General features: G+C 53.2%; 18 protein-coding genes. 16 read left to right on the top strand and 2 right to left on the bottom strand.

The window, feature by feature from the left end:
- The first annotated feature begins 7 nt into the window (after positions 1-7).
- The 15 genes from HGO41_RS04155 (at position 8) to kup (ending at position 19,839) form a co-directional block, all read left to right on the top strand.
- Positions 8-424 carry a GPW/gp25 family protein gene (locus tag HGO41_RS04155; protein ID WP_013578176.1) on the top strand — a complete coding sequence of 139 codons (417 nt, stop codon included), beginning with the start codon at positions 8-10 and terminating at the stop codon, positions 422-424.
- Positions 425-436: 12 nt separating this feature from the next.
- Complete coding sequence (gene tssF / locus HGO41_RS04150) at positions 437-2,239, top strand: type VI secretion system baseplate subunit TssF (RefSeq protein ID WP_112151403.1); 1,803 nt, start codon at positions 437-439, stop codon at positions 2,237-2,239.
- Entirely contained in the window at positions 2,230-3,177 is a 948-nt protein-coding gene (gene tssG / locus HGO41_RS04145; RefSeq protein ID WP_013578178.1) for a type VI secretion system baseplate subunit TssG, read from the top strand. Before tssF ends, tssG begins: the two co-directional genes overlap by 10 nt.
- 3 nt (positions 3,178-3,180) lie before the next feature.
- Positions 3,181-5,094, top strand: a complete 1,914-nt coding sequence (locus tag HGO41_RS04140) for a type VI secretion system Vgr family protein (RefSeq protein WP_250980802.1) — start codon at positions 3,181-3,183, stop codon at positions 5,092-5,094.
- Positions 5,095-5,107: 13 nt separating this feature from the next.
- The gene (locus HGO41_RS04135) at positions 5,108-5,623 is read left to right on the top strand and encodes a DUF6931 family protein (protein ID WP_013578180.1); all 516 of its coding nucleotides are present in this window, start codon (positions 5,108-5,110) and stop codon (positions 5,621-5,623) included.
- Positions 5,623-5,922 (top strand): PAAR domain-containing protein, encoded by a 300-nt coding sequence (locus HGO41_RS04130; RefSeq protein WP_013578181.1) that lies wholly within the window; start codon positions 5,623-5,625, stop codon positions 5,920-5,922. The genes HGO41_RS04135 and HGO41_RS04130 overlap by 1 nt, the downstream gene beginning before the upstream one ends.
- Positions 5,923-5,933: 11 nt before the next feature.
- Positions 5,934-6,998, top strand: a complete 1,065-nt coding sequence (tssA, locus tag HGO41_RS04125) for a type VI secretion system protein TssA (RefSeq protein WP_013578182.1) — start codon at positions 5,934-5,936, stop codon at positions 6,996-6,998.
- Positions 6,995-7,570, top strand: a complete 576-nt coding sequence (locus HGO41_RS04120) for a type VI secretion lipoprotein TssJ (RefSeq protein ID WP_013578183.1) — start codon at positions 6,995-6,997, stop codon at positions 7,568-7,570. Before tssA ends, HGO41_RS04120 begins: the two co-directional genes overlap by 4 nt.
- Positions 7,570-8,964 carry a type VI secretion system baseplate subunit TssK gene (gene tssK / locus HGO41_RS04115; protein WP_013578184.1) on the top strand — a complete coding sequence of 465 codons (1,395 nt, stop codon included), beginning with the start codon at positions 7,570-7,572 and terminating at the stop codon, positions 8,962-8,964. Before HGO41_RS04120 ends, tssK begins: the two co-directional genes overlap by 1 nt.
- Positions 8,961-9,587, top strand: coding sequence for a DotU family type IV/VI secretion system protein (locus HGO41_RS04110; protein WP_013578185.1), 627 nt, complete (start codon positions 8,961-8,963; stop codon positions 9,585-9,587). Before tssK ends, HGO41_RS04110 begins: the two co-directional genes overlap by 4 nt.
- A gap of 6 nt (positions 9,588-9,593) precedes the next feature.
- Positions 9,594-13,031: a type VI secretion protein IcmF/TssM N-terminal domain-containing protein gene (locus HGO41_RS04105; protein ID WP_168444362.1), complete on the top strand. Its 3,438-nt coding sequence runs from the start codon at positions 9,594-9,596 to the stop codon at positions 13,029-13,031.
- 45 nt (positions 13,032-13,076) lie between these two features.
- Positions 13,077-15,647, top strand: a complete 2,571-nt coding sequence (gene tssH / locus HGO41_RS04100; RefSeq protein ID WP_112197332.1) for a type VI secretion system ATPase TssH — start codon at positions 13,077-13,079, stop codon at positions 15,645-15,647.
- A 20-nt stretch (positions 15,648-15,667) separates the two neighbouring features.
- Positions 15,668-17,017, top strand: a complete 1,350-nt coding sequence (locus HGO41_RS04095) for a VasL domain-containing protein (RefSeq protein ID WP_013578188.1) — start codon at positions 15,668-15,670, stop codon at positions 17,015-17,017.
- 38 nt (positions 17,018-17,055) lie between these two features.
- On the top strand, positions 17,056-17,769 hold the full coding sequence (locus HGO41_RS04090) for a hypothetical protein (protein WP_112197331.1): 714 nt from the start codon (positions 17,056-17,058) through the stop codon (positions 17,767-17,769).
- 195 nt (positions 17,770-17,964) lie between these two features.
- Positions 17,965-19,839 carry a low affinity potassium transporter Kup gene (kup, locus tag HGO41_RS04085; protein WP_121019907.1) on the top strand — a complete coding sequence of 625 codons (1,875 nt, stop codon included), beginning with the start codon at positions 17,965-17,967 and terminating at the stop codon, positions 19,837-19,839.
- Between the two features lie 51 nt (positions 19,840-19,890).
- Here the strand turns inward: kup and HGO41_RS04080 are convergent, their stop codons facing one another.
- Positions 19,891-20,649 carry a hypothetical protein gene (locus HGO41_RS04080; RefSeq protein ID WP_217244579.1) on the bottom strand — a complete coding sequence of 253 codons (759 nt, stop codon included), beginning with the start codon at positions 20,647-20,649 and terminating at the stop codon, positions 19,891-19,893.
- Positions 20,650-20,803: 154 nt separating this feature from the next.
- Here HGO41_RS04080 and HGO41_RS04075 point away from each other — a divergent pair, with 154 nt between their 5' ends.
- The gene (locus HGO41_RS04075; RefSeq protein WP_217244580.1) at positions 20,804-21,691 is read left to right on the top strand and encodes a serine hydrolase domain-containing protein; all 888 of its coding nucleotides are present in this window, start codon (positions 20,804-20,806) and stop codon (positions 21,689-21,691) included.
- Between the two features lie 13 nt (positions 21,692-21,704).
- Here the strand turns inward: HGO41_RS04075 and HGO41_RS04070 are convergent, their stop codons facing one another.
- Positions 21,705-22,100, bottom strand: coding sequence for a VOC family protein (locus tag HGO41_RS04070; RefSeq protein ID WP_037032896.1), 396 nt, complete (start codon positions 22,098-22,100; stop codon positions 21,705-21,707).
- Positions 22,101-22,106: the final 6 nt, after the last annotated feature.

Raw genomic sequence — 22,106 nt, 5'->3', positions numbered from 1 at the left:
CTTATTGATGAAGAGCTTATTACAGCAATTATCTGACAATAACCCAAAAGATCAAAATGACCTTATTGAGGAAGAAGACAAAAGCAGCACACTCATTGATGAAATATTGCTGCTTTTGTCTTCGCGCCCCCGAAGTTACCGCATTGATAATATTCCACTGATTAATGAGTCGATACTTAATTATGGAGTCAGTGACGTTTTTTCCAGTGATACGCCTCGTCTTGAGCGCAATGCCATTATGCAATCACGTATTGAAATGGCATTACAACGCTTTGAACCAAGATTGAAAAACGTCTGCGTGACCCCCGGTGAAGAACTGGGAAGTCTTTGTTCATTCATTATTAATGCTGAAACATTCAATGGTGAAGTTCGCTACCGTCTAATGTGGGACGATGTCATCAGTCAATTTTCTCTGCGTGATTAACGAGTATTTATAATGTTGGCGAAAAAATTAATTTCTTATTATCAGAATGAACTCGCTTACCTCAAAACGCAGGGAAAGGCGTTTGCCCGCCATTTTCCAAAAGTCGCCAGACGCTTAGGAATGTCAGAAGGTACGTCAGAAGATCCGCATATTGAGCGAATTATTGAATCCTTTGCGCTGGTCACGGCGCAGATTCAGCAACGTCTCGATGAGGATATGCCGGAAGTGACTGATGCATTGCTGACGGTGTTGGCTCCGCAATTTTTGCGTCCTTTTCCTTCGGTTTGCGTCGTACAAATGCAGCCAGATATCAAAGTCAGTGCGCTGACAGCCAGTAACCGCATTGACGCCGGAACAGCATTATATTCCCGTCCGGTGAACGGACAGGTCTGCCGTTTTCGCACCACTTATCCGGTTACGCTTCAACCTGTCAGTCTGCATAACGTCAGCCTGCATCTGGATGCCGATGACATGAGCTGGAGTCTGAAAATACAATTATCGGTCTGGCCCGGTGCCACACTGGCGGCGGATTCCCTGAGGTTGCATCTCAGCGGCGCCAGTCGCATCGTCAACATCCTTTATACCTTGCTGTGCAGCGAAGTTGAGTCACTGACAGTTTTCCAGCAAGGGCAGAGTCATACGCTGTCGCCGCAAACTATACGTGCCGCAGGCTTCGGTGAAAATGAAGGCTTGCTTGCGGGTGATTCACGGGTTTCGCCCACTCACAGCCTGTTGCAGGACTATTTTTACTTCCCGCAAAAGTTTCATTTTATTGATATGCCGTTGCCTGCTGGCATGGTGGCGGGCAGTCAAAGCGAGCTTTCACTGGTGGTGAAATTCAACCGCTGCATGATAGCGCGTCAGTTGGAGAAAATAGCTGGTGCGGTGAACGAAAACCTGTTTCTGCTCAACTGCACGCCTGCTGTTAATCTTTTCGCCCATCGGGCCGAACCGATTTCACCTGATCACGAAACGGCGGAATATCCGGTTATCCCTGACATTCGTCACCAGGATGCGATGGAAGTCTGGTCTGTAGACGGCGTTTCGGCGATGCGCAAACTGGGCAATGAAACACAGTCCCGGCCTGTTTATCCATTGTTTGGTTTGGACCATTCCGCCAGTGACGGTGAAACCGGTTTGTTCTGGCAATGTATGCGCCGCGAAACCATGCAAAATGACGGTGTCGCCACATCGTTATTTATCGCTTTTTCTGACCGGGGAGAAAGCCCGTTAGCGCCCGGTTGCGACATTGTCAGCATGAACCTGACCTGCACCAATCGTGAGATTCCCGCAGCCATGCGCAACGGCGCTCCTGAAGGCGATTTCGAATCAGAGCTGCCGATTGCGGGCATGAAAATTATTGCGCTGACACGCCCGACGCTGCCGGTCAGGCCACCGGCTAAGCAGGCTACGCGCTGGCGTTTGATTTCTCAGCTTTCGCTCAACCATATGTTGATCAGTGGGCCGGAAGGCGCCCGTGTACTCAGGGAATCACTGGCGCTTTACAACTTTGTCGATAATCCGGGCATTACCCGCTTGATCAACCTGATCCTGCATGTCGAGTCTGGCCCGGTCGTTACCCGGCTGGCGCCTTTGGATCCCCGTTCCATGGCGCGGGGGATGGAGATCCGCATAACCTTTGCCAGCGAAGCGGCCGAAGAAGTTGAGTACTTCCTGCTGTGTCGCTTTATTGATTGTTTCCTGGCGTTGTACGCACCGGTCAACAGTTTCACCCGTGTAATCACCTGCATTGACTCACCGGGTGAAACTCCACGTACATGGCCTGTGCGAGCAGGAAGGCTGTCATGGATCTAAGCAAAATCCTCAGTCCGCATAACTTTTTCCAACAGGTGCGGCTGATGTTACGCAGTCTGACCAGAGCACAGGGAAAAGACAGCAAACAGGTGCTCGAAGCGCAACTTGATTTCATTTCACCGCTCTCGCTGGATGCGCCGAAAGGTGACATTACGTCGGTAACTCCGCTGGATCAGCAGCGCTGGCAAGTTGAAGTGGCCGCCCAGGGACTGACGGGGGCACTGGGCGCGTTACCCACGGTATACACCGAGTGGATGATCGACCGCTATTACCGCCATGGGGACAAAACTGCCAAAGCTTTTCTGGACATTTTTAACCACCGGCTACATAGCCTGCGCTATCTCGCCTGGCAGAAATATCACTATTACGCCATGGCAGAATTCAGTGCAACACGGCCGCTGAGTCAGGCCATCCGTGCGTTATCCGGCGTGGCAAACAGTGCGCCATCTCTGCAGCAGGAGCAGTTTGCTGATTTATTTGCGCATTCAGTGCGCTCAATGCTCAACGTTGAAACCTGGTTAAAACACCGCTTTTCCGTGGCGGCGAAAGTCACGCCTTTTACCGGCGGATGGCAGGTCATGGACCCGGCCCAGTGTTGCCGGCTGGGAGAACCGTCACATACGCTGGCCGCTGCTCCCATGCTGGGCAGCGTGTACTGGGATCGACAATCACATTTTACGGTGACACTGGGACCGGTGCCGATGAAAAACGCCGGTCTTTTTTTGCCAAAGGGCAAGCACTACCAAAATCTGTGGTCGCATCTGCGTGAATACGTTGGTCCGGGTCTGGATTTTGATATTGATCTGCTGATCGAAAATACCACGAACGTCGTTACCTCGTTGGGGTGCGGGCAACTCGGGCTGGATATTTGTCTCGGGGCCTCCGAGGGAGCAGGCCAGCATAAAATTCGTTTACCCGTCTGCCGGGAAGGAAAATAAAAAATGTCGAAAGTAGTAGGACAAGACAACCGGTTTATCCGTTTCGTTGGCGATGCCGCTGATTCACTGACGCTGATGTATATCGAGGGCGATGAACAATTCTCTGACACCTTCAGCTATCAGGTCCAGTTTCGCACGTCGTTAATGACTCCGCAGATGGGGCGTTTTCTGGGGCATGAAATGGCCTGTGAGATTGGCCGTGGCAACCAAAAGCGCTACGTGCATGGTGTGCTGACACAGATTAAAGAAGACAATAATGTCGATGGCATCAGTACCTTCACCGGTACGCTGGAACCGCGCATGGCATTGTTGCGTCTCGGGCGTAACCTGGCGGTTTTCCAGAATATTACCGTACCGGATTTAGTGTGCAAGCTGCTGCGCCAGCAGAACATCAGCCACATTGATTTGCGTCTGCGTGCGACTTATCAGCCGCGTGAATACTGCATTCAGTATCGCGAATCCGATTTTGACTTCATTAGCCGCCTTCTTGAGCAGGAAGGGATCTATTACTTCTTCCAGCATGATGCCGGGCAACACACGCTGGTACTGGCCGATCATCCGTCCAGCCATCAGTCTGGCAAAACGGCGGAGTTACCCTTTATGCCACTGCAGGGGCGAGGCGATGGCGTCGGTATCCTGAACTGGGTGGCCAGTTCTTCACTGGCGGCCTCTTCCGTGATGCTCAAAGGTTTTAACATTGTGCAGGCAGCCAGTGTGGAGGGCGAATCGAAAGCCGTGGAAGCGGAATATTCCGTGCCGGGCGTCAGCTACGTGGACGCGCACGGCCATGAAAAACGCGAATTACTGCAATCAGAAGCCCGGCTGAAGATGGAACAGCTTGAGGCCGATAACCAGCAGTTTTACGCCGAAGCCAGCGTGTGGTGGCTAGGCTGTGGCGATAAATTCCTTCTGAGCGGGCATCCTTCCTGTCGGGGAAACTACCGAATCAAGTCGGTTCATATGCATGCATCAAGCAACATTGATGACGGGCAGCCTGATTTTGGCTACGCGCTCACTGTGTTGAAAGACAGCCTTTCCTGGCGTCCGCCGTGCCTCACCAGACAACCTGAAATCGCCGGTATTCTGACCGCCATCGTTGTCGGGCCAAAATCAGAAGAAGTCCACACGGACGAATATGGCCGCATCAAAATTCAGTTCCCGTGGGATCGCGAAAACAAACATGACGATGGCAGTTCCTGCTGGGTGCGGGTTTCGCAGCCGTGGGCGGGTGGCCGTTTCGGCGCCATGTTCCTGCCTCGCGTCAACAGCGAAGTTACGGTCAGCTTTGTGCATGGCAACCCTGATTATCCTCTGGTGACCGGCTCGGTATACAACGGGCAAAACAAACCGCCGCTGAGCCTGCCTGAGGAGAAAAATCACGCCGGATTCGTTTCACGCAGCTCCCTCAACGGCAATGTTGAAGAAGGCCATGAGTTGCGCTTCGACGATAAAAAAGGCGAAGAGCGTCTGGTCATCACCTCGCAAAAAGATCTGCTGCTGACAGTGAAAAACGACGTCACCACCCGTATTACCAAAAACGTCACTGAAACCATTGGTGAGAACCGCACGACCGAGTTAACCAAAGGTAATGAAAGCCTGACGCTTAAACAGGGCGATTATGCCCTGGATATTAAAGGCAATTTGCAGGAAAGCCTGACCAGCGGTAACCATCAGCTAAACATCAGTGGTGGCGGTAGCACGGTCAAAGCGGACAAAGCCTGCGTTATTGAATCGACCCAGTCTATCGAATTAAAAGTCGGTAGCAGCAAAATTACTCTTTCTCCTTCGGGCATTACGCTGAGCGGCACCACGATCAAAATTGAAGGGAAGGGCACGGCAGAACTTAAAGGTGCGATGGTCACTGTTCAGGGTAGTGGTATGACCCAGATCAAGGGCGGCGTGACGATGATTGGCTGAGGAAATGAATAACATGAAAGAAAAACTGCTCACGCCGGAAGCGCTTGCTGCTTACAACCCGCTGCAAAACGGCGCTGAAAACGCAGCGCAACTGATGATCGCAGAACGCTGGGAAGATGCGCTGGCAAGCGTGGCGGCTGATTCTGTGCAGGAGAAACTGTTGGCATGGACGCTGCAAAAGGCGCTGGCCCGCCCTGAATCACAGGAACCCGCGATGCAGCAATGTGCCAGTGAAATCCATCAGTGGCTGGCAAATCCTGATGATGACCGGCGTTTCCGTATTTTCCAGCAGGCAGAACAGCTCGGGTTTGATACCCCCGTTGGCGCGCTCGGCCTGTCACTGTTCTGGATGCAAGGCAGCATGACACCCGCAGAGTTCGATGCGGTGTACCCAGAACCCCATTTGTCCCGTCTGATGCTCCATTGTGCGTTGAAATTGCTCAGCGTGGCGATCGCGGCGGAAGACGCGCCACTTAAGGGAGCACAGACATTGCTTTCTGAGTGGCACGCTGCCGGGGGAGGTTACTGATGGGACAGCCCGCTGCTCGCGTTGGCGATATGCATGTTTGCCCGATGGTGACACCCGGCTTACCCCCGATCCCACACGTTGGCGGACCGGTGACCACTCCCGGTACGCCGACCGTACTTATCGGAGGTATGCCTGCCGCGACTATGGGCTCGATGGCAGTGTGCGTCGGACCACCGGATTCGGTCATCATGGGCAGCACGAAAGTGCTGATTGGCGGTAAACCCGCAGCGCGGATGGGCGACAGCACAGCGCATGGCGGAACCATTGTTGCGGGTTGCCCGACCGTACTGATTTCATAGAGTGTATTGAAATGATAATGAATTTTGAGCCCTTGCTTGCCCCGTTCAGTGGCGATCATCCTGTCGGGCGCAACATGGAATATGAGCCGGTCTATAACGAAATCCGTGAGGCGCGGGAAAGCGATCCTGACTATTTGCCGCAGGGCGAATGGGCCACTGAATTGCGTAAAGCCGACTGGAGCAAAGTCGTTCGCTTAAGCGCGAAGGTTTTGCAGGCAGAAAGCAAAGATTTGCAGGTGGCTTGCTGGCTGATCGAAGGGTTGAGCCAGCAGCACGGGATACGCGGCCTGCTGGACGGTACCGGTTTTCTGATACCGTTTATACAAACTTACTGGCAAACCGGCTGGCCGGAGCTGGATGAGGACGGCGTCATAATCCGCCATGGCATGATTAATCGTCTGGACCGCCAGTTGGCGCAAATGCTGCATTGTCATCCTCTGTTTGGACAGCCGGAAAGCACGCTGGATCACTGGCGCAAGGTGCTCGCTTATGAGCACCGGGTGACGATGAAACCTGACAGCGCTGCGGAACGGGGCAGTGACGATGATTTCTCGATGGATACCTTCAACCGTTGGGCTGCCACACTGGATCCGCAGAAAGTTGCCGCACAGAACGAGGCGTTAACTCAACTGATGACTATGCTGGATACGCTTGAAACCCTCTATGGTCAGCTGAATCCGCAGGCTGATTCTCTGGCAATGGGGCAGATGCGTAGTGCCGTCGCCGAAATGCAGGAATTTGTGAAACGCCTGTTTGACCGTGCGGCACCGGCATATGACGACGTGATGACCCTTAACGTATTAATGCCTGACGAAGATGAGCAAGCCAATGACGTCAGTTCACTGATGAATAACACCAAAAAACAAACGATGTCACGGGATCTGGCCATCAGCCAGATGCTGACCATTGCCCATTTTTTCCGTCAGACCGAACCGTCAAGCCCCGTCCCTTTTCTGATGGAGCGTGCGGCGCGCTGGGCGGCTATGACGTTGACCGAATGGCTGGAAGAGATGTTGCAGGATGACAGCAGTATGCGCGATATCAACAAAGTATTGAAAGGACACGGCAGAGAATGAGGGGGAAAAGGGGACTGACCGGGCTGATACTGAGTGTCATGCTGCTGGCAGGTTGCGCGTCAGATGATGGGCAAAGCCGTCAGAAGGCGATCAGCGAAGTGGCTGCGCCTTTCGCGAATGGGGCTATCACTCTGCAACTGCGGGCTGAGCCGGGGCTGAACAGCCTGAACGACATGCCCAACAGCTGTACAGTATTACTGCTACAAGCCAAGGATAAACCGACGCTGGATAAAATACTGGGTAATCCCGCGACGCTGAAAAGCTTGTTTGCCGGTGCCGGCAGCGAAGGAGACGTTTTGCAGGTGGATCGTTACGTCATGATGCCGGGACAAACCAACACGGTGCATATTGATCGCGCCCGAGATACCCGCAATGTGGCGCTGGTCGCAGGCTACTATCCGTTCCCGGTAAAGAAACACATGGTCAGCGCACTGGTGCCGGTAGAGTCTGAGAGCACTGGCTGGTGGGAGCCTGTCTGGCAGGCGCATTTAGCGCCGGTCACTCTTTCTGTCACCTTAGGCAGTGAAAGTATTGTCAGTGCAGATGTCCCTGTTGCCGGAGAGAAAAAATAATGTATCCAGAACAACAGCAAATTTACTGGCATTCCGGGCTTTATCTGCAGCCGCAGCACTTTCAGTCACTTGACCTGCATTATGAATGGAACCTCGCGCAGCATTTGCGGCTGGCGCAGCCCTATAATCACGGGCTGATTGAGGTGAGTATTAATGAAGCAGCACTGAGCGACTACGTGATCAGCGTTGAGCAGATCCGTTGTATTTTGCCCGGCGGTACCTTGCTCTCACTGCCCGGCAACAGCCGTGTTGAACAACGCAACTTCCGTGACCTCTGGAAACAGCGCGATCAGCCGCTGACCATCTGGCTGGCTTTACGTCGCTTTGATCCGCTGCACAGTAATGTCACCACGCTGGAAAAAGAGCATGATCGCGCCGTCACGCGCTGGATCAACACCAGCGAAGAGCGGGTGATGAAAGATGTCTATGATCATGCGCCGGATGCTGCAGTGGCACGCCTGTGCTACAACGTCAGGTTGCTGACGGACGTTGAAAAAGACGATGCGGTTGACTGCGAATGCATTCCACTCACCCGACTGCGTTATGAAAACGAACGGGTGATCCTCGATCCGACATTCTCGCCACCTTCCGTGACACTTTTTGGATCATTCAGCCTCGGCAAGCTGATTGACACTATTTATTTTGAACTGAGTGCGCGGGCCAGGAAGCTTGAAGAATACAAACGCTCAGAGCGACTGGTCAGTGATGCCGACCGTGGCGACCAGGTGACACAGTTGTTAGCGATGCGTTCTCTCAACCGTGTGTTGCCACAACTGAAAAATTTCTGTCAGGCGCGCCAGGTTCATCCATGGCAAGTCTACAACGTGTTGTGCCAGCTGGTGGGCGATCTTTCCTCATTCAATGACAGCTGCACCTTCCTTGGTGAGTGGCACGACGGTGAAAATTCACTGCAAACCTACAACCACAATGAATTGCTGAGTTGTTTCGAAAGCGCCCGTAAGACGCTGATTACCTTGTTGAACAGTCTTGTGCTTGAGGACAATACGTATATCACGCTGGAAAACGATCTTCAGGGCGTGTTCACCGGAAGCTTTGACAGCGCGCAGAGTAAAAATCCCGAAACGGTACTGCTGCTGTTACGTTCCGCCAGCATGCCGATGGAAAATCGTCAGATAAAAAATCCGGGCGGCATCAAACTGGCTTCACCAAGAATGATTGAACCGCTGATCCAGCATGCTCTGCCGGGCATTCCGGTAGTTCGTTGTCCACAGCCACCGCGGGGTGTACCAAACCGCAGAGATTCGCATTATTTCCTTGTCGAGCAGGATAGCGAATTGTGGAACAAAGCCCGGCAGCACAGCAGCATTTCCTTCTACTGGCCAGACATGCCGGAAGATCTTCAGGTGCAAATTATATTTGTGGTGCCTTCATGATGAGTTTGCTCAATTGTTATTTACCGCTGTTTCGCTATGTGACGGCGTTTTTTATTAATCCGCAGGAATATTCTGATTACAGAGAGTTTCGCGAAAAAATTATTACTTTATTACAGCAGGCGCTGCTTGAGTCAGAACGTCATCATGAAAAAGCAGAGTGCGATGATGCTTATTTCGCGGTGGTGCTGTGGGTAGATGAGCGGGTATTAAGATCCCGCGCGGAGTGGGTGAAAGAATGGCGAAGCAATCTGTTGCAGAAATATTATTTTGATATTTCTGTCGGCGGCGAGGCATTTTTCGACCGGCTGGATCAAACCGATAAAACCAATACACAACTGAGAATGGTGTATCTGTTCTGTCTGCTGATGGGCTTCCACGGAAAATATACCTCACAGGATGCGCAGCTTTTGCAACAGCGCATCGAGGATGAGCGGCAGTGCTTGCCACAAGCCTGGCGTCAGTGGCCGAACAATGCCTTGCTGGTTGAACAGGACGCAGGCGGCGGCGAAAAAAATAAAACGGTGGTGAAAAAACTACGCCAGCGTAAAGGGCTGTTACTGGCACTGCCTGTTGTCGTCTATTTAGTGATTTTGTCCACCGGCTTAGGGATATTTTTCAGGTAACCTATCATGTTTAAAAAATTACTTTCCTTTGTCGCATGGACACTATTTCTGTGCCTGTTACTTATTGTTTGTATTGTCATGTCTGTTGTTTTCGAACAAACACTCCTGCATGCATTAATTTTGTGGCTGATATTGATCCTCGCCGTTTTATTTTCCCGGTTTGTCTGGGGATCTGTTTCCGGTATGGCGCAGGCGAAATATATCTCCTCCCTGAAGGCAAGATTTAAACTCACCCGGCTGGAATATGTTTTATTCGAACACTGGAAAACCGGGGCTGCGGTAATTAAGCGCATCAGAAGACGCAAACAGCCAATACCCTGGTTTATACTCACTGGCGGGCGAAGTGGTAAAACGACGCTGATGGCCGGTGCAGGATTACCGCTGTTTTCTAATGAACCGGAAAGTTCTCTGGTTGTGCCGACCCGAACCTTACGCTGGTGGTTTTTTCGTTCCGCAGGTTTTCTCGACCTCTCCAGCCATTTTCTGAATAAAACCCCGGCCTTCGAGCGCGGCTGGTTGCGTCTGGTGAACTGGTGTGCCCGTCTGCCTGCGCCGGGTGGCATCGTGGTGTGCGTGTCGGTCAGTGAGTTGCTCGAAAAAGATGACGCGGAACTGCATCTGCATGCGCGGCATATCCGCACGCAGATCGAACCGCTGGTCAGTAAAGTCAAACGCCGTCTGCCGGTGTATCTGTTTATCACTTGTTGTGACCGGGTGCCCGGTTTCAGCCACTGGGCCAATAATCTCTCCGCCGAACAGCGCCAGCAACCGCTGGGTTACTACTGGCGCCGTTCGCCTGTCGTCGACGGGAAAGATCCGGCCTTGCTGGATCCGCTGTTTACGTGCGTGAAAGACGGGCTGGATAAAGTGCGTGTCAGCATGCTTTCGGGCGGCGAACCGGATGGCGACACGCTGGCGTTGATGGATTTCCCTGAACAGCTACCGAAATTGCAACCTGCACTGCAACGTTATCTGGCCGCCCTGTGTGAGCCGGACGCTTACTTTCAGCCCGCAGCACTGGGTGGTATCTGGTTTACCGCCACTGAACCTGTCAGCAAAAACAGTGCTTCGCGTCAGGCTTTCTTTATCCATGACCTGATGGCCCGATTACTGCCTGAACTAAGCCGCCAGCGTGAAATTGAGCCTGTCGGGTTTGGCCGTCGCTATCTGCATAAATGGGGGGCGATGACCTTCAGTGTGCTGGCAATAACCTATGTGCTGTTTTCCGGTTATTTCACCAACCGCCTCACCGGGGGCTCGCCCGCGCAAATGGATGTCACGGCGCAGGTTCAGCAGCTTGAGAACATTGAACACTGGAATGCACATCCGCTGAAATATTTACCTTTTGTTCCCGTGCTCAACCATCGCCATACGCAGCTTGAGGCCAGCATTCTTGCTGCATCCCCACGCGATAAGGTGAACCTGCGGGAGATAGCAGATAACTACCAGCAGCTGTTCACCGACGCCGATCCACAGCAAAAACGCGAGTTGATTCTGAACCTGGCAAGCACGCTTATCACTAAACAGGCCATGTGGGAAAAACAGCCGGTCAGTGAGCTGATAAAACAGGCGCCGGTTCCGGCGGCGCTGAGCATGACCGGGGCCACCGTGTCCTTACCCTATCAACAGGATGTAGTGTTGCAACGCGCGCTGTTACAGTTGCCGGAAGGCGGCAAGCAACTTGTGGTACTGCGCGAATTGCTCGGACGTTTGGTCAACAGTGATCCGCAGATGGCATGGCTGGTGGCTCCTTCAGGCGATCTGACGCCAGTGAATCTGACGGATTTCCTGCCCTCGTATGAGGATAAAACGCAGGTCAGTGGTCTGTGGACGCTACAGGGCACCGCACAAATTCAGGGCTGGTTGAAGGAAATCCGTCGCGCAGGAGGTGAACAGGTCCCGATGCCTGCGCTAGTGGCTTTTGAACAGCACTGGCCTGCGCTGCGCCAGACGCAATGGATGACGATGATGCTGGCGATGAACCAGCAACCCGCCCCGGAGCTGACCAGCGAAGAGTGGCAAACCGCGCTGATTACGCTCGATCAGGGTAACAGCCCATCAATGAAATTTTCCCGTTACGTCAATGAACAACTAGAAGACATCCGTGCTCAGGATGCCGAGCCCTGGTTGCGCGAGCTGCGCCGGTTGAATCAGTTACAGGCTATGTCGGTACCCGGTGCGCTGATACCGCGTATCAGCAAGGTCCAGCAGTCTTTTCAGAAGAAAATTTCAGCACTGCTGAAAATCGACAGCAAAACCCTGACACCCGTGCTTTCCGATCTCAATGTGAAAAACTGGAATGCCTGGAAAAACAGTCTGCATGCGGCGGTTTCGGACGTGTTTGCTACGCCGAAAAGCAGCGATCGTCTGACGCGCGGACTGTTCCAGACCGGCGCGGCGGGCGACAGCAATCCACTGCAATTACTCGACAGCCGTTTTAACGTGCTGCGTAAGAACCTGTCGGCGGAACGCGATGATTTTGCCTCCAACGCGGTGTGGGCGTTGTATCAGAATGATGCGCACTGGCTGGTGGCGCATGCCATGCAGCGTTCTGCCTGCTGGCTTGAACAGCAATGGCAGAGCCGGGTGCTGTGGCCAATGGAAAATAATGCCAGCCGTCTGGAGTACGACGACCAACAGGATCTGGCGTGGCAATACCTGTCTGACTTTATCCGTGGACCGGCAAAAAGTGTGCTGGTGGTTGAAGATAACGGGCCAAAAGCGGGCGAATTCAACGGGCAGACACCGGGTCTGACACCGGAATTTCTGCGAATGGTCAATCACGTGTTGCGTCCGGATGACGTGCTGGCGATGCCGGAACGTGAAAATACCCGCAATGACGATGCGCTGGCCGCCCTGAAAGATGAGCAGGCCGATCTGGAGGCTCAAATGGCGGCACTGGAAGCAAAACCGCTGGAACTGACGCTTAAAAGCCTGCCTGCCACCATTCCCGGCGGTGCGCGGCTAATGCCGGTGGGCACTCAGTTGACGCTGTTCTGCGATGAGCAACAGTGGAAGCTCAATAGCATGAACTTCAGCGAACAGGCGGCATTCCGCTGGCGTCCGGGGCATTGCAGTCGTGCCACGCTGGTGATCAAGTTCCCTGGTTTCGATCTGACGTACGAATACTTCGGCGACGCCGCATGGCCTGATTTCCTGCAGGACATTTCCGACGGGCAGCATCGTTTCAAAGCGGAAGATTTCCCGGATGATGCCGCTCAGCTGACGGCACTGGGCATCAAAGAAGTCATGGTGCGTTATCAGAGCGGCTCACAGAACGCGGTGCAGGATCGCTGGCATCAGTGGCAGGAACTCAATCAGGCACTGAATGACAACGCTGAGGCGCAGCAGGAAACCGGCCTTAAAAAAGCGGAAAAACAACGACCGACAGCGCTGAAAAGTGCGTTCTCGCAACTGCCTGTCCGCATTACCGGATGTCACTGAGCGTCTGGTCAGGACGCCTTTTGAAAAATTTAGAAAGGATAATTTATGGGTAACTACCTGAAGAAAATTGTTGAGAAAATGAATGTCGAGGCACGTGAGTGCCTTGATGCCGCGATCAGTCTGGCCGTCAGCCGCACGCATCACGAAGTGGACATCGAGCATTTACTGCTCGCACTGGTGACCCGTCAGCCTGCGCTGATTGAGCAACTCTGTCTGAATGCCGGATTGCGGGGTGATGCGTTAGTCGATGCGCTGAAAGTCAGTCTCAACCACCTGCGCAGCGGCAATACGCGTAGCCCGGTATTATCGGAGCTGCTGGTCGAACACCTGGAGAAATCCTGGTTGCACGCCAGTGCCTGCTGGCAGCAAACACAACTGCCGGTACAGGCTTTTCTGGGTAGCCTGATTGCCAGTGAAAAAGACAATCAGATTCACCTGTCGTCAGCCTTACAGCAGGCGCTGCTGTGTCAGGCTGATTGCGCTGACCGGTTGCTGCACGATGCCTGCGCACCGGCACAGGCCACGAATCATCCTGCTGCAACCCGCCACAATACGGATTCTGCGGTGATGAAATTTACCCGTAACCTGACTGAACAGGCGCGTGATGCGGCACTGGATCCCGCGCTGGGTCGCGAGCCTGAAATTCGTCAACTGATCGACGTGCTATTACGCCGCCGTCAGAACAACCCGGTGCTGACCGGTGAACCGGGAGTGGGGAAAACCGCGCTGGTTGAAGGGCTGGCACAGCGCATTGCGGATGGCACTGTACCGGAAGCGCTGAAGTCAATGGAGATTCTGTCGCTGGATATGGGGTTGCTTCAGGCCGGTGCCAGCGTGAAAGGCGAATTTGAAAACCGCCTGCAAACCCTGTTGCGTGAAGTGAAAGAATACCCGTCTCCGGTCATTCTGTTCATTGATGAGGCGCATACACTGATTGGCGCGGGGGGACAGGCCGGTCAGAACGACGCTGCTAACCTGCTTAAACCAGCGCTGGCTCGTGGGGAAATGCGCGTGGTGGCAGCCACCACCTGGGCTGAATACAAAAAATATTTTGAGAAAGATGCTGCCCTGGCACGACGTTTTCAGGTGATCAAAGTGGCGGAGCCTGATGAAGAGACCGCCATCGCCATGCTGCGATCCCTGAAACCGGCTCTCAGTAAACATCATGGCGTGCAAATCCTCGAAAGCGCGCTCGTGGCCGCTGTTCGCCTCTCCAGCCGCTATATTTCTGGCCGCCAGTTGCCGGACAAATCCATCAGCTTGCTGGACACCGCCTGCGCTCGGGTGGCGATTTCACAGTGCCATGAGCCCAAAGAGATCGAAGATCTTAATGCGATGATCAGCAACATTCACACTGAGCGGGAAAGTCTGCTGAAAGAGGGCGAGAATCCCTCCCGGGTGAAATGGCTGGACCAGCGTGAAAGCGAACTGAAGCAAAGTCTGGAGGCACTGCTGCCGGTCTGGCGTCAGCAACAGCAGATCGTGGCGCAAATTAATAGTATTGAGGATGTGGCGCAGATTGCCGCATTGCGTGTGCAACTGGCTGAGATGCATAAAGATCAAGCTCTGGTGTATGACTGCGTGGATGCGACCTGTGTCGCAGATGTGATTGCTGGCTGGACCGGTATTCCGCTGGGCCGGATGATGGAAAAAGAGCAGCAACAGCTTGGCGATCTGGTTGCACGTCTGGAAAGCCGGGTGATCGGGCAATCCCACGCATTAGCGGACATTGCGCAGCAAATCCGCATCGGGCGCGCCAATCTGGCGGATCCGGTTAAGCCGACCGGCGTCTTTATGCTGGCCGGGCCCTCCGGAGTTGGGAAAACAGAAACGGCGCTGGCCTTGTCTGAGCTGCTTTTCGGTGGCGAGCAAAGTTTAATTACCATCAATATGTCCGAATATCAGGAAGCACATTCTGTATCAGGCCTGAAAGGTTCCCCGCCCGGGTATGTGGGTTATGGGCAGGGCGGTGTGCTGACCGAGGCGGTGCGTCGTCGTCCATACAGCGTAGTGCTGCTCGATGAAGTTGAGAAAGCCCATCCGGATGTGATGGAGATTTTCTATCAGGTATTTGATAAAGGCGTGATGGAAGACGCTGAAGGCCAACTGATCAATTTCCGCAATACCCTGATTATTCTGACCAGCAATCTGGCCAGCGATCGCGTGATGACCGCCTGTGCCGCCGGAAATACGGATCAGAAAGCGTTGACAGCACTCCTGCGGCCTGAATTCGATCAGTACTTCCGTCCGGCGCTGATGGGACGTTTACAGCTGATCCCTTATCTGCCGGTCGTGGGCGAAACACTGGCAAAAATCATCCGTCTCAAAATCGATAAAGTATGCAAACGCTTTAGCGGTGCCGGTGAAGGTAATTCCTCCCTGAGCTACAGCGAAAAAGTGGTGGAGTTCATGGCCAGCCGCTGTCAGGTCGAACAAAGCGGGGCGCGCGAAATTGATGCCGTCCTGAATCGGGAACTGCTGCCGTTGCTGACCGACCGTCTGCTGGCGGTCGAAAGCAAAGCCGATATCCGCTTGCAGGTTGGTGTCAGTAAAGATCAGCTCACTCTGACGAAACAGTCAGCGACCAAACGCTCTGCCGCGAAACAACCCGTCTGAGTGACAGGAAAAGGATAACCATGAAAAACCGGGTGAATTTGCGCGCACTGAAAATTAACGGGCACGATCCGAGGCTCAGCAAATCCTTTCTGTTGCTGAGCAGTGAGCTAAGCCCGCTGAATGGCACCATTCCCGCCAGACTGGACTGGAATGCGCTGGAAGAACGGTGTTTTCAGCTGTTCCATGAATATGGCTACGACCTGCAGAGTGGCATGTGGTTTTGTCTCATCAATCTGCGGCTTAAGAGCTGGAAAGGGCTGGCGCTGGCACTCGATCTGCTTTCGACGGCATTTACCCACAACAGCCAGCGCTGCTGGCCGCCGGTGGCCGCCGTTCAGCAGCGACAGCAGTTGATCGACTGGTTCAATGCCAATGTGGCGACGCATATTTATACGCTGGAGTACGGGCCGGAAAACAGCGCGGAAATGCGACAGGTAGAAAGAAGTATCGGCGTGCTGTGCACACAGTCCAAAAACCTGCAATCACGCAGCCATGACTCGCTGAACAATCTGCATTATTTCCTGCAGGTTCGCTGTCGTTCCGTGCCGTATCCGGTCCACGCCAAAGTGACGAAAGCGATACGTGAGCCCGTAGATAAGACTCCTCAGGTATTGAGTGAGAAAAATGTCGCTGCACTGCTGACTGACATCGTACCTGATGTAGAACCGGTTGAAATCCAGCTTGCTGAGACACATCACCCGCGCCCGTTATTGTGGGGGCTCGGTGGAATGGCTGCTGGCATAGCGGTTTGCGCCGTCGCTGCGGCGTTCTGGTTCTCATCGCAGACGTTGAGTTTTAGTGAAAAGTTGAGCGTCCCGTTACTGACATTGCAACACAGTGAGCGTCAAATAAATGACGCCTGGAACAAAGCGCCTGAAGCCGATCTGAATGCGCAAAAAGAGGCAGTGTTAGCGCAGGCGGCGCCGGTGCTGACATGGCTGAGCGAACAACCCTCTGATGTATTGCTGCGTCAGGGTGAAATATTGTCTGATCATCTGGAAAAAGCCTATCCGGGAAATCAGTACAGTGCTCAATGGCAGCGCACAGTAGATGAAAAGGCGGGAGATATTCCGGCGCTGGACGGTTTAGTGCTTGCTAATAAACATCTTGATGAGCTTGAAGCCCGGTTGCTGAACGCTGAAAAGAAACACAGCCAATATATGACCGTGTCAGAATTGAAAACAGCGGTATATCAGATACGGCAGGACCTGCAGCGCAATGGTGTGCCCGCTGAAACCCTACTCTGGCAACTCAGTCAGCAAAATGAAAATACCGATCAGTCTAATTCGGCATTATTAAAGCAGGTCTCACAAAGAATCGAAGCGTTAAATTCAATCTATTTTATGTATTTATTTGAAAAGCCTATCTGAAGAATTTATTAATAGTAATTATGTAATGGAGTTACATTATGTTCGGTAAAAAACAGTTAAAGTCTCCCGATGCAGATAAAGTCAAAGCGTTGAAGAAATGGGACGCTCGTGATAAAAAAAGACAACTGCTGATTCACACGGTTTCTGCTAACTATGTGAATACACCACTGCTCATGAAACCGGGCAGAGATGTTTTTAAAACCTGGGATATTATTTCAAGTTCATTCATTGATCTGGATAACGTGCTGGCCGGTTTCCGGCTGGGGGCCGGACTCACGGTCAGGTCGCAATCAGGATTATTTTTCGAAGCAGGATTTATTCTCGATGTGCCGGTGCAAAATATAATGGGAACATTCAGCGGTGATGTATGGTTTCCTAATCATGCGGGTGTCAGTAATGGTATGGTCTATAACCGTTTTGCCCTTGCTGACAATATTTTCGCGGGCAGATCTAAAAAGAAAGAAATCATTGCTCCCGGTGGTTACAATCAAATTCAGCCACCCCAAAAGATACTCAAGAACACTAATTACCAATGGCATAATGAGATCCTGCTTATTGGTCGTCCGGATATTAATACTTATCAGGGATTACCTCCGACGCGTGAGATTAAAATAGCGGGGATTTTTGTAGCACCTAAGACTATACGTCCGACTCGGGAAGCGACCCTAGGGATTAACGAAAGGTTGTACAAGTTAGTTGAACGGATGAAAAAATGTAATCCTGGCGTTCCGGTTATTGACATTTCTCGTTAAAAATCCCCTTCACAGAGATGAGCGTCATGTGTAAGCCCCCTTAAACCGGTTCGCTTTACGCATGACTATCATGCCCTTAATGTCAAAAGTTAGCCTTGAATAATAAAGCGTTCATCTATACCCGATGGCGTATGAGTGTATCTATACTCTTTCTGTGGGACGACCAACGTCGCCCCGGAAATTGTGAAGCCACTCATGAAGCAAACTAAAAATAAATCATCGCTGCTTACTGTGACCGTGGCCTGTATCGGTGTTGTCTATGGCGACATCGGTACCAGCCCGTTGTATACCCTGCGTGAATGCCTGACCGGACAGGCGGGCATCGCCGTGACGCAAAGCGCGCTGTTCGGCTTTCTGTCATTGATTTTCTGGCTTCTCATGCTGGTCGTTTCCGTTAAATACATCAGTTTCGTCATGCGGGCTGATAACGACGGGGAGGGCGGCATTCTCACTCTGATGGCGCTGGCTATCCGCAATCTGAATCCGCGCTGGATCCCGTTCATTATGTTTATCGGCCTGGTCGGCGGCAGCTTCTTCTATGGTGACGGCGTTATCACGCCTGCCATCTCGGTGCTTTCGGCGATTGAAGGGCTGGAAATTATCGGGCCATCGCTCGACCGCTTTATCATTCCGTTTTCTATTGCTGTTCTGACGCTGCTGTTTTTTATTCAGAAGAACGGTACCGGTAGCGTGGGGAAAATTTTCGCCCCGGTGATGGTGGTATGGTTTATCACGATCGGCGCGCTGGGCATCGGCGGCATCGTACGTAATCCTGACGTATTACAGGCGCTCAACCCTTACTGGGCGGTGCATTTCTTTGTGGAATTCAAAACCGTGTCGTTTTTCGCACTCGGTATGGTGGTGCTTTCAGTCACCGGTGGCGAAGCGCTATATGCAGATATGGGGCATTTTGGTAAGAAACCCATCCGCATCGCCTGGTTTGTGCTGGTCGGGCCTTCGCTGGTGATGAATTATTTCGGGCAGGGCGCGTTGTTACTCAGCCAGCCTGCGGCCATTAAGAATCCGTTTTTCCTGCTGGCACCTGACTGGGCGCTGGTTCCGCTGCTGGTGCTGGCCACGCTGGCGACGGTCATTGCTTCGCAGGCGGTAATTTCCGGCGTGTTCTCTCTGACACGTCAGGCCGTGCGTATGGGCTATTTGCCGCCGATGCGCATTATTTACACCTCCGATGTGGAGTCGGGGCAAATCTACATTCCGGTCGTCAACTGGCTGCTGTATTTTGCCGTGCTGATTGCGATCGTCAGCTTCAAACATTCCAGTAATCTGGCCTCGGCGTACGGTATTGTGGTCACCGGTACGATGGTGATCACCTCTGTACTGATCGGCATTGTGATGATTAAAAACTGGGGATGGAAAAGCTGGGCTGGTGGCCTGGTAATCACGGCCATGTTGCTGATTGATGTGCCGTTGTTTGCGGCCAACCTGAGCAAAATTTTCTCGGGCGGCTGGTTGCCAGTGGCAATCGGGCTGACCATTCTGGTGATCATGCTGACCTGGAAAACGGAACGTTCGCGGTTGCTGCGCCGCTTGCGTCAGGATCCGGAAGCGCTGGAGGCTCTGATTACCTCGCTTGAAAAAGCGCCGCCACAACGGGTGCCGGGAACGGCCGTGGTGATGTCGCGCGGGCAATATGAAGTGCCGCTGGTGTTGTTGCATAACCTTAAGCACAACAAGATCTTGCATGAGCGCGTGGTGTTACTGACTATCGTCACCGAGGATGTGCCGTATGTGCATAACGTACAGCGGGTGATTATCGAACAGCTTTCACCGGCATTCTGGCGGGTTATCGCCCGTTATGGCTGGCGGGAAAAGCCGAATGTGACGGATATCCTTTATCGTTGCGGGCTGGAAGGGCTGCAAAGCAACATGAATGAAACCTCATTTTTTATGTCGCGCGACACCTTTATTCTCGGCGAGCCGCGCCCGTGGTACCTGAAGGCACGCGGAAAACTATTTCAGGTATTGCAGCGAAATTCTCTGCGTGCGCCGGAACATTATCATATTCCACCAAACCGGGTGATTGAGCTGGGTGCGGTGGTGAAATTCTGAGGAAGGCCACAGGTCACCGCCGGTGCATCAGGCACCAGCGGTAAAGGCGGATTAAGTTTGCGGAGCGGAGGAGGTTAAATCTGTGATAACAGACGCTGCTGAATCCTGCGTTGCTTGTGATGCTGGCGACTGAGTGACGGGCGTCAGTTCGGTGATGTTCGGCGCCTGCGTCCCCTGCGTGGTTACCGGTGTTGCAGTTTGCGTTTGCGGAGTCGTTACCGGCGCAGCAGGTGTTACAGTCTGCGTTTGCTGGGTCGTTACCGGCGCGGCAGGTGTGGCAGTCTGCGTTTGCTGAGTTGCTACCGGCGCGGCAGGCGCTACAGTTTGCGTCTGTTCAGCTGCGGCAGGATCTTCAATTTGTGCTGGCATGCTCGGAATGCTCGGAACGGGTTCTGCCGGAATTGATTCTGACTTCGGTTTCGGAACCGGCGTTGATGCGCGAACAAGGAATGTCGGTTTGAGGTTCGCAACCGAATAGGTTACATGACTGATCACATCGCGCGAAGTGGCCACTTCGACAGGGGATATGGTCACGCGGCCAACAAGTGAACGGGCATAGCCGCCGACTTTATGTTTGCCCTCCGGAAGTTGTAATTCCATACTCTCGCCAATCCCCAGCGCACCGGCATCTTTGCCATCAATGGTCACATACAGCCTGGTGCCGTCGTCGGTTTTGGTCGGGACGTGCGTTACGGTCACCCGCGTGGAGCCAAAATCGAAAGCCGGTGCCTGGTCGGCGGTTTTCGATTTTGCACATCCTGTCAGGGCTAAAACGGCTGCTACGGCAGCCAGGGTGAAACGATAACTCATAGTGCGACGTCTTCCTTTAAGGGATTTTTGTGATCTGCGTACCAATATACCCGATCTCCGGTGAGAGATGAATGCGCATTCCGGGAACTCAGAGCAGTCTGTTATCAGCTATTCTTCGGCCTTGCCCGTTTTCTTTCATGCGATGAGGTTAGTCATGCATCAATTCCATTCTTATTGTATTTCAGCCTCAGGGGAAGAAAGGGGGCAAGGGGATTTCGAGGCTCGTTTTCCTTACTGGAGTTTCACCAAAACCACGATAGCGATTTGCGCGCTGAAGCTCAGTGAACGTGGCGTTTTGCAGCCCGACAGCCGCATTGACAGCGCGGCTTATACACTGCGGCAGCTGCTCAACCACACCGCCGGATTGCCGGATTACGGCTCGCTGAAAATCTATCACGACGCTGTCGCTGCCGGTGAGCAACCCTGGGAGCGCCAAAAATTACTCAATGCCGCCTTAGCCAAAGGCATGTTGTTTGCACCCGGTGAAGGCTGGTCCTATTCCAATGTCGGCTACATGCTGGCACGCGAGCAGATTGAAGCCGCGTCTGGACAGAGTTTTGCGCAACTGGTGGCAGACATCATCACCACACCGCTCGGGCTCACCAGCATTTCTCTTGCCACCACGCGCGAAGAGTTCGCGCAACTTCACTGTGAAGCCGCCGGAAAGTACGATCCGGGCTGGGTGTATCACGGTTGTCTGGCAGGCAATGTGCGGGACGCCGCCAGACTGTTGCACGGTTTATTCACCGGCAAACTCCTCAGCCCGGCGTCGCTGGCTGACATGCGGGTGACATACCCGCTCGGCGGTGCCCTTGAAGGGCGACCGTGGACCGAATGCGGTTACGCGCTCGGGCTGATGAGCGGCGCAATGGGAAAAGCCGGACGCTCGGCAGGTCACTCAGGCGGCGGTCCGTCGTGCGTGAATGCGGTCTATCACTTCCCGGATCTCAGCGAACCCGTGACCGGAGCCTGCTTTACTGACGGATATCACGAAGGGGAAGCCGAGACTGAACTCGGCAGACTTGTGCAAAACGTCGAATAATGCGGAAAGGGGTTCAGACCTGCGGTTCATGACAACAAATACACAGTTTATTGCCATCGGCGTCGCGGAAATACGCGCCGTAATAATCCGCATGATAATGCGGACGTAATCCCGGCTGGCCTTCGTCCCTTGCGCCATTGGCGATAGCGTATTCATAGATCCGATCAACCGTTTGACGTGTTTTTGCCAGCAATGCCACCATCTGGCCGTTACCGGCGCTGGCAGTATCGCCATCAAGAGGTTTGCCAATCAAAAATAACGGGCGCGGTGCATCAGGTGCCATCCACGCCGCCCAGGGTTTTTCATCGTCACAAAACTTCAGGATATGCCCCAGTTCAGCCATCACCGTGGCATAAAATTTGTAAGCGCGCTCAAAGTCGTTAACGCCGATACAGATGTGTGAAATCATGGGTGC

Source organism: Rahnella sp. CG8 (assembly GCF_023701875.1).
Lineage (GTDB): Bacteria > Pseudomonadota > Gammaproteobacteria > Enterobacterales > Enterobacteriaceae > Rahnella > Rahnella aceris.
The sequence above is the reverse complement of the archived record's forward strand: the minus strand, read 5'-3'. Positions and strand labels throughout refer to the sequence as shown.

Excerpts from the sequence above, each read along its gene's own strand:
- HGO41_RS04130 (WP_013578181.1), top strand. The coding sequence starts at position 5,623 with ATGGGACAGCCCGCTGCTCGCGTTGGCGATATGCATGTTTGCCCGATG.
- HGO41_RS04080 (WP_217244579.1), bottom strand. The coding sequence starts at position 20,649 with ATGAGTTATCGTTTCACCCTGGCTGCCGTAGCAGCCGTTTTAGCCCTG.
- HGO41_RS04095 (WP_013578188.1), top strand. The coding sequence starts at position 15,668 with ATGAAAAACCGGGTGAATTTGCGCGCACTGAAAATTAACGGGCACGAT.
- HGO41_RS04140 (WP_250980802.1), top strand. The coding sequence starts at position 3,181 with ATGTCGAAAGTAGTAGGACAAGACAACCGGTTTATCCGTTTCGTTGGC.
- HGO41_RS04075 (WP_217244580.1), top strand. The coding sequence starts at position 20,804 with ATGCATCAATTCCATTCTTATTGTATTTCAGCCTCAGGGGAAGAAAGG.
- tssK (WP_013578184.1), top strand. The coding sequence starts at position 7,570 with ATGTATCCAGAACAACAGCAAATTTACTGGCATTCCGGGCTTTATCTG.
- tssF (WP_112151403.1), top strand. The coding sequence starts at position 437 with ATGTTGGCGAAAAAATTAATTTCTTATTATCAGAATGAACTCGCTTAC.
- HGO41_RS04120 (WP_013578183.1), top strand. The coding sequence starts at position 6,995 with ATGAGGGGGAAAAGGGGACTGACCGGGCTGATACTGAGTGTCATGCTG.
- kup (WP_121019907.1), top strand. The coding sequence starts at position 17,965 with ATGAAGCAAACTAAAAATAAATCATCGCTGCTTACTGTGACCGTGGCC.
- tssH (WP_112197332.1), top strand. The coding sequence starts at position 13,077 with ATGGGTAACTACCTGAAGAAAATTGTTGAGAAAATGAATGTCGAGGCA.
- HGO41_RS04110 (WP_013578185.1), top strand. The coding sequence starts at position 8,961 with ATGATGAGTTTGCTCAATTGTTATTTACCGCTGTTTCGCTATGTGACG.
- HGO41_RS04105 (WP_168444362.1), top strand. The coding sequence starts at position 9,594 with ATGTTTAAAAAATTACTTTCCTTTGTCGCATGGACACTATTTCTGTGC.
- HGO41_RS04090 (WP_112197331.1), top strand. The coding sequence starts at position 17,056 with ATGTTCGGTAAAAAACAGTTAAAGTCTCCCGATGCAGATAAAGTCAAA.
- tssG (WP_013578178.1), top strand. The coding sequence starts at position 2,230 with ATGGATCTAAGCAAAATCCTCAGTCCGCATAACTTTTTCCAACAGGTG.
- HGO41_RS04070 (WP_037032896.1), bottom strand. The coding sequence starts at position 22,100 with ATGATTTCACACATCTGTATCGGCGTTAACGACTTTGAGCGCGCTTAC.
- HGO41_RS04155 (WP_013578176.1), top strand. The coding sequence starts at position 8 with ATGAAGAGCTTATTACAGCAATTATCTGACAATAACCCAAAAGATCAA.
- HGO41_RS04135 (WP_013578180.1), top strand. The coding sequence starts at position 5,108 with ATGAAAGAAAAACTGCTCACGCCGGAAGCGCTTGCTGCTTACAACCCG.
- tssA (WP_013578182.1), top strand. The coding sequence starts at position 5,934 with ATGATAATGAATTTTGAGCCCTTGCTTGCCCCGTTCAGTGGCGATCAT.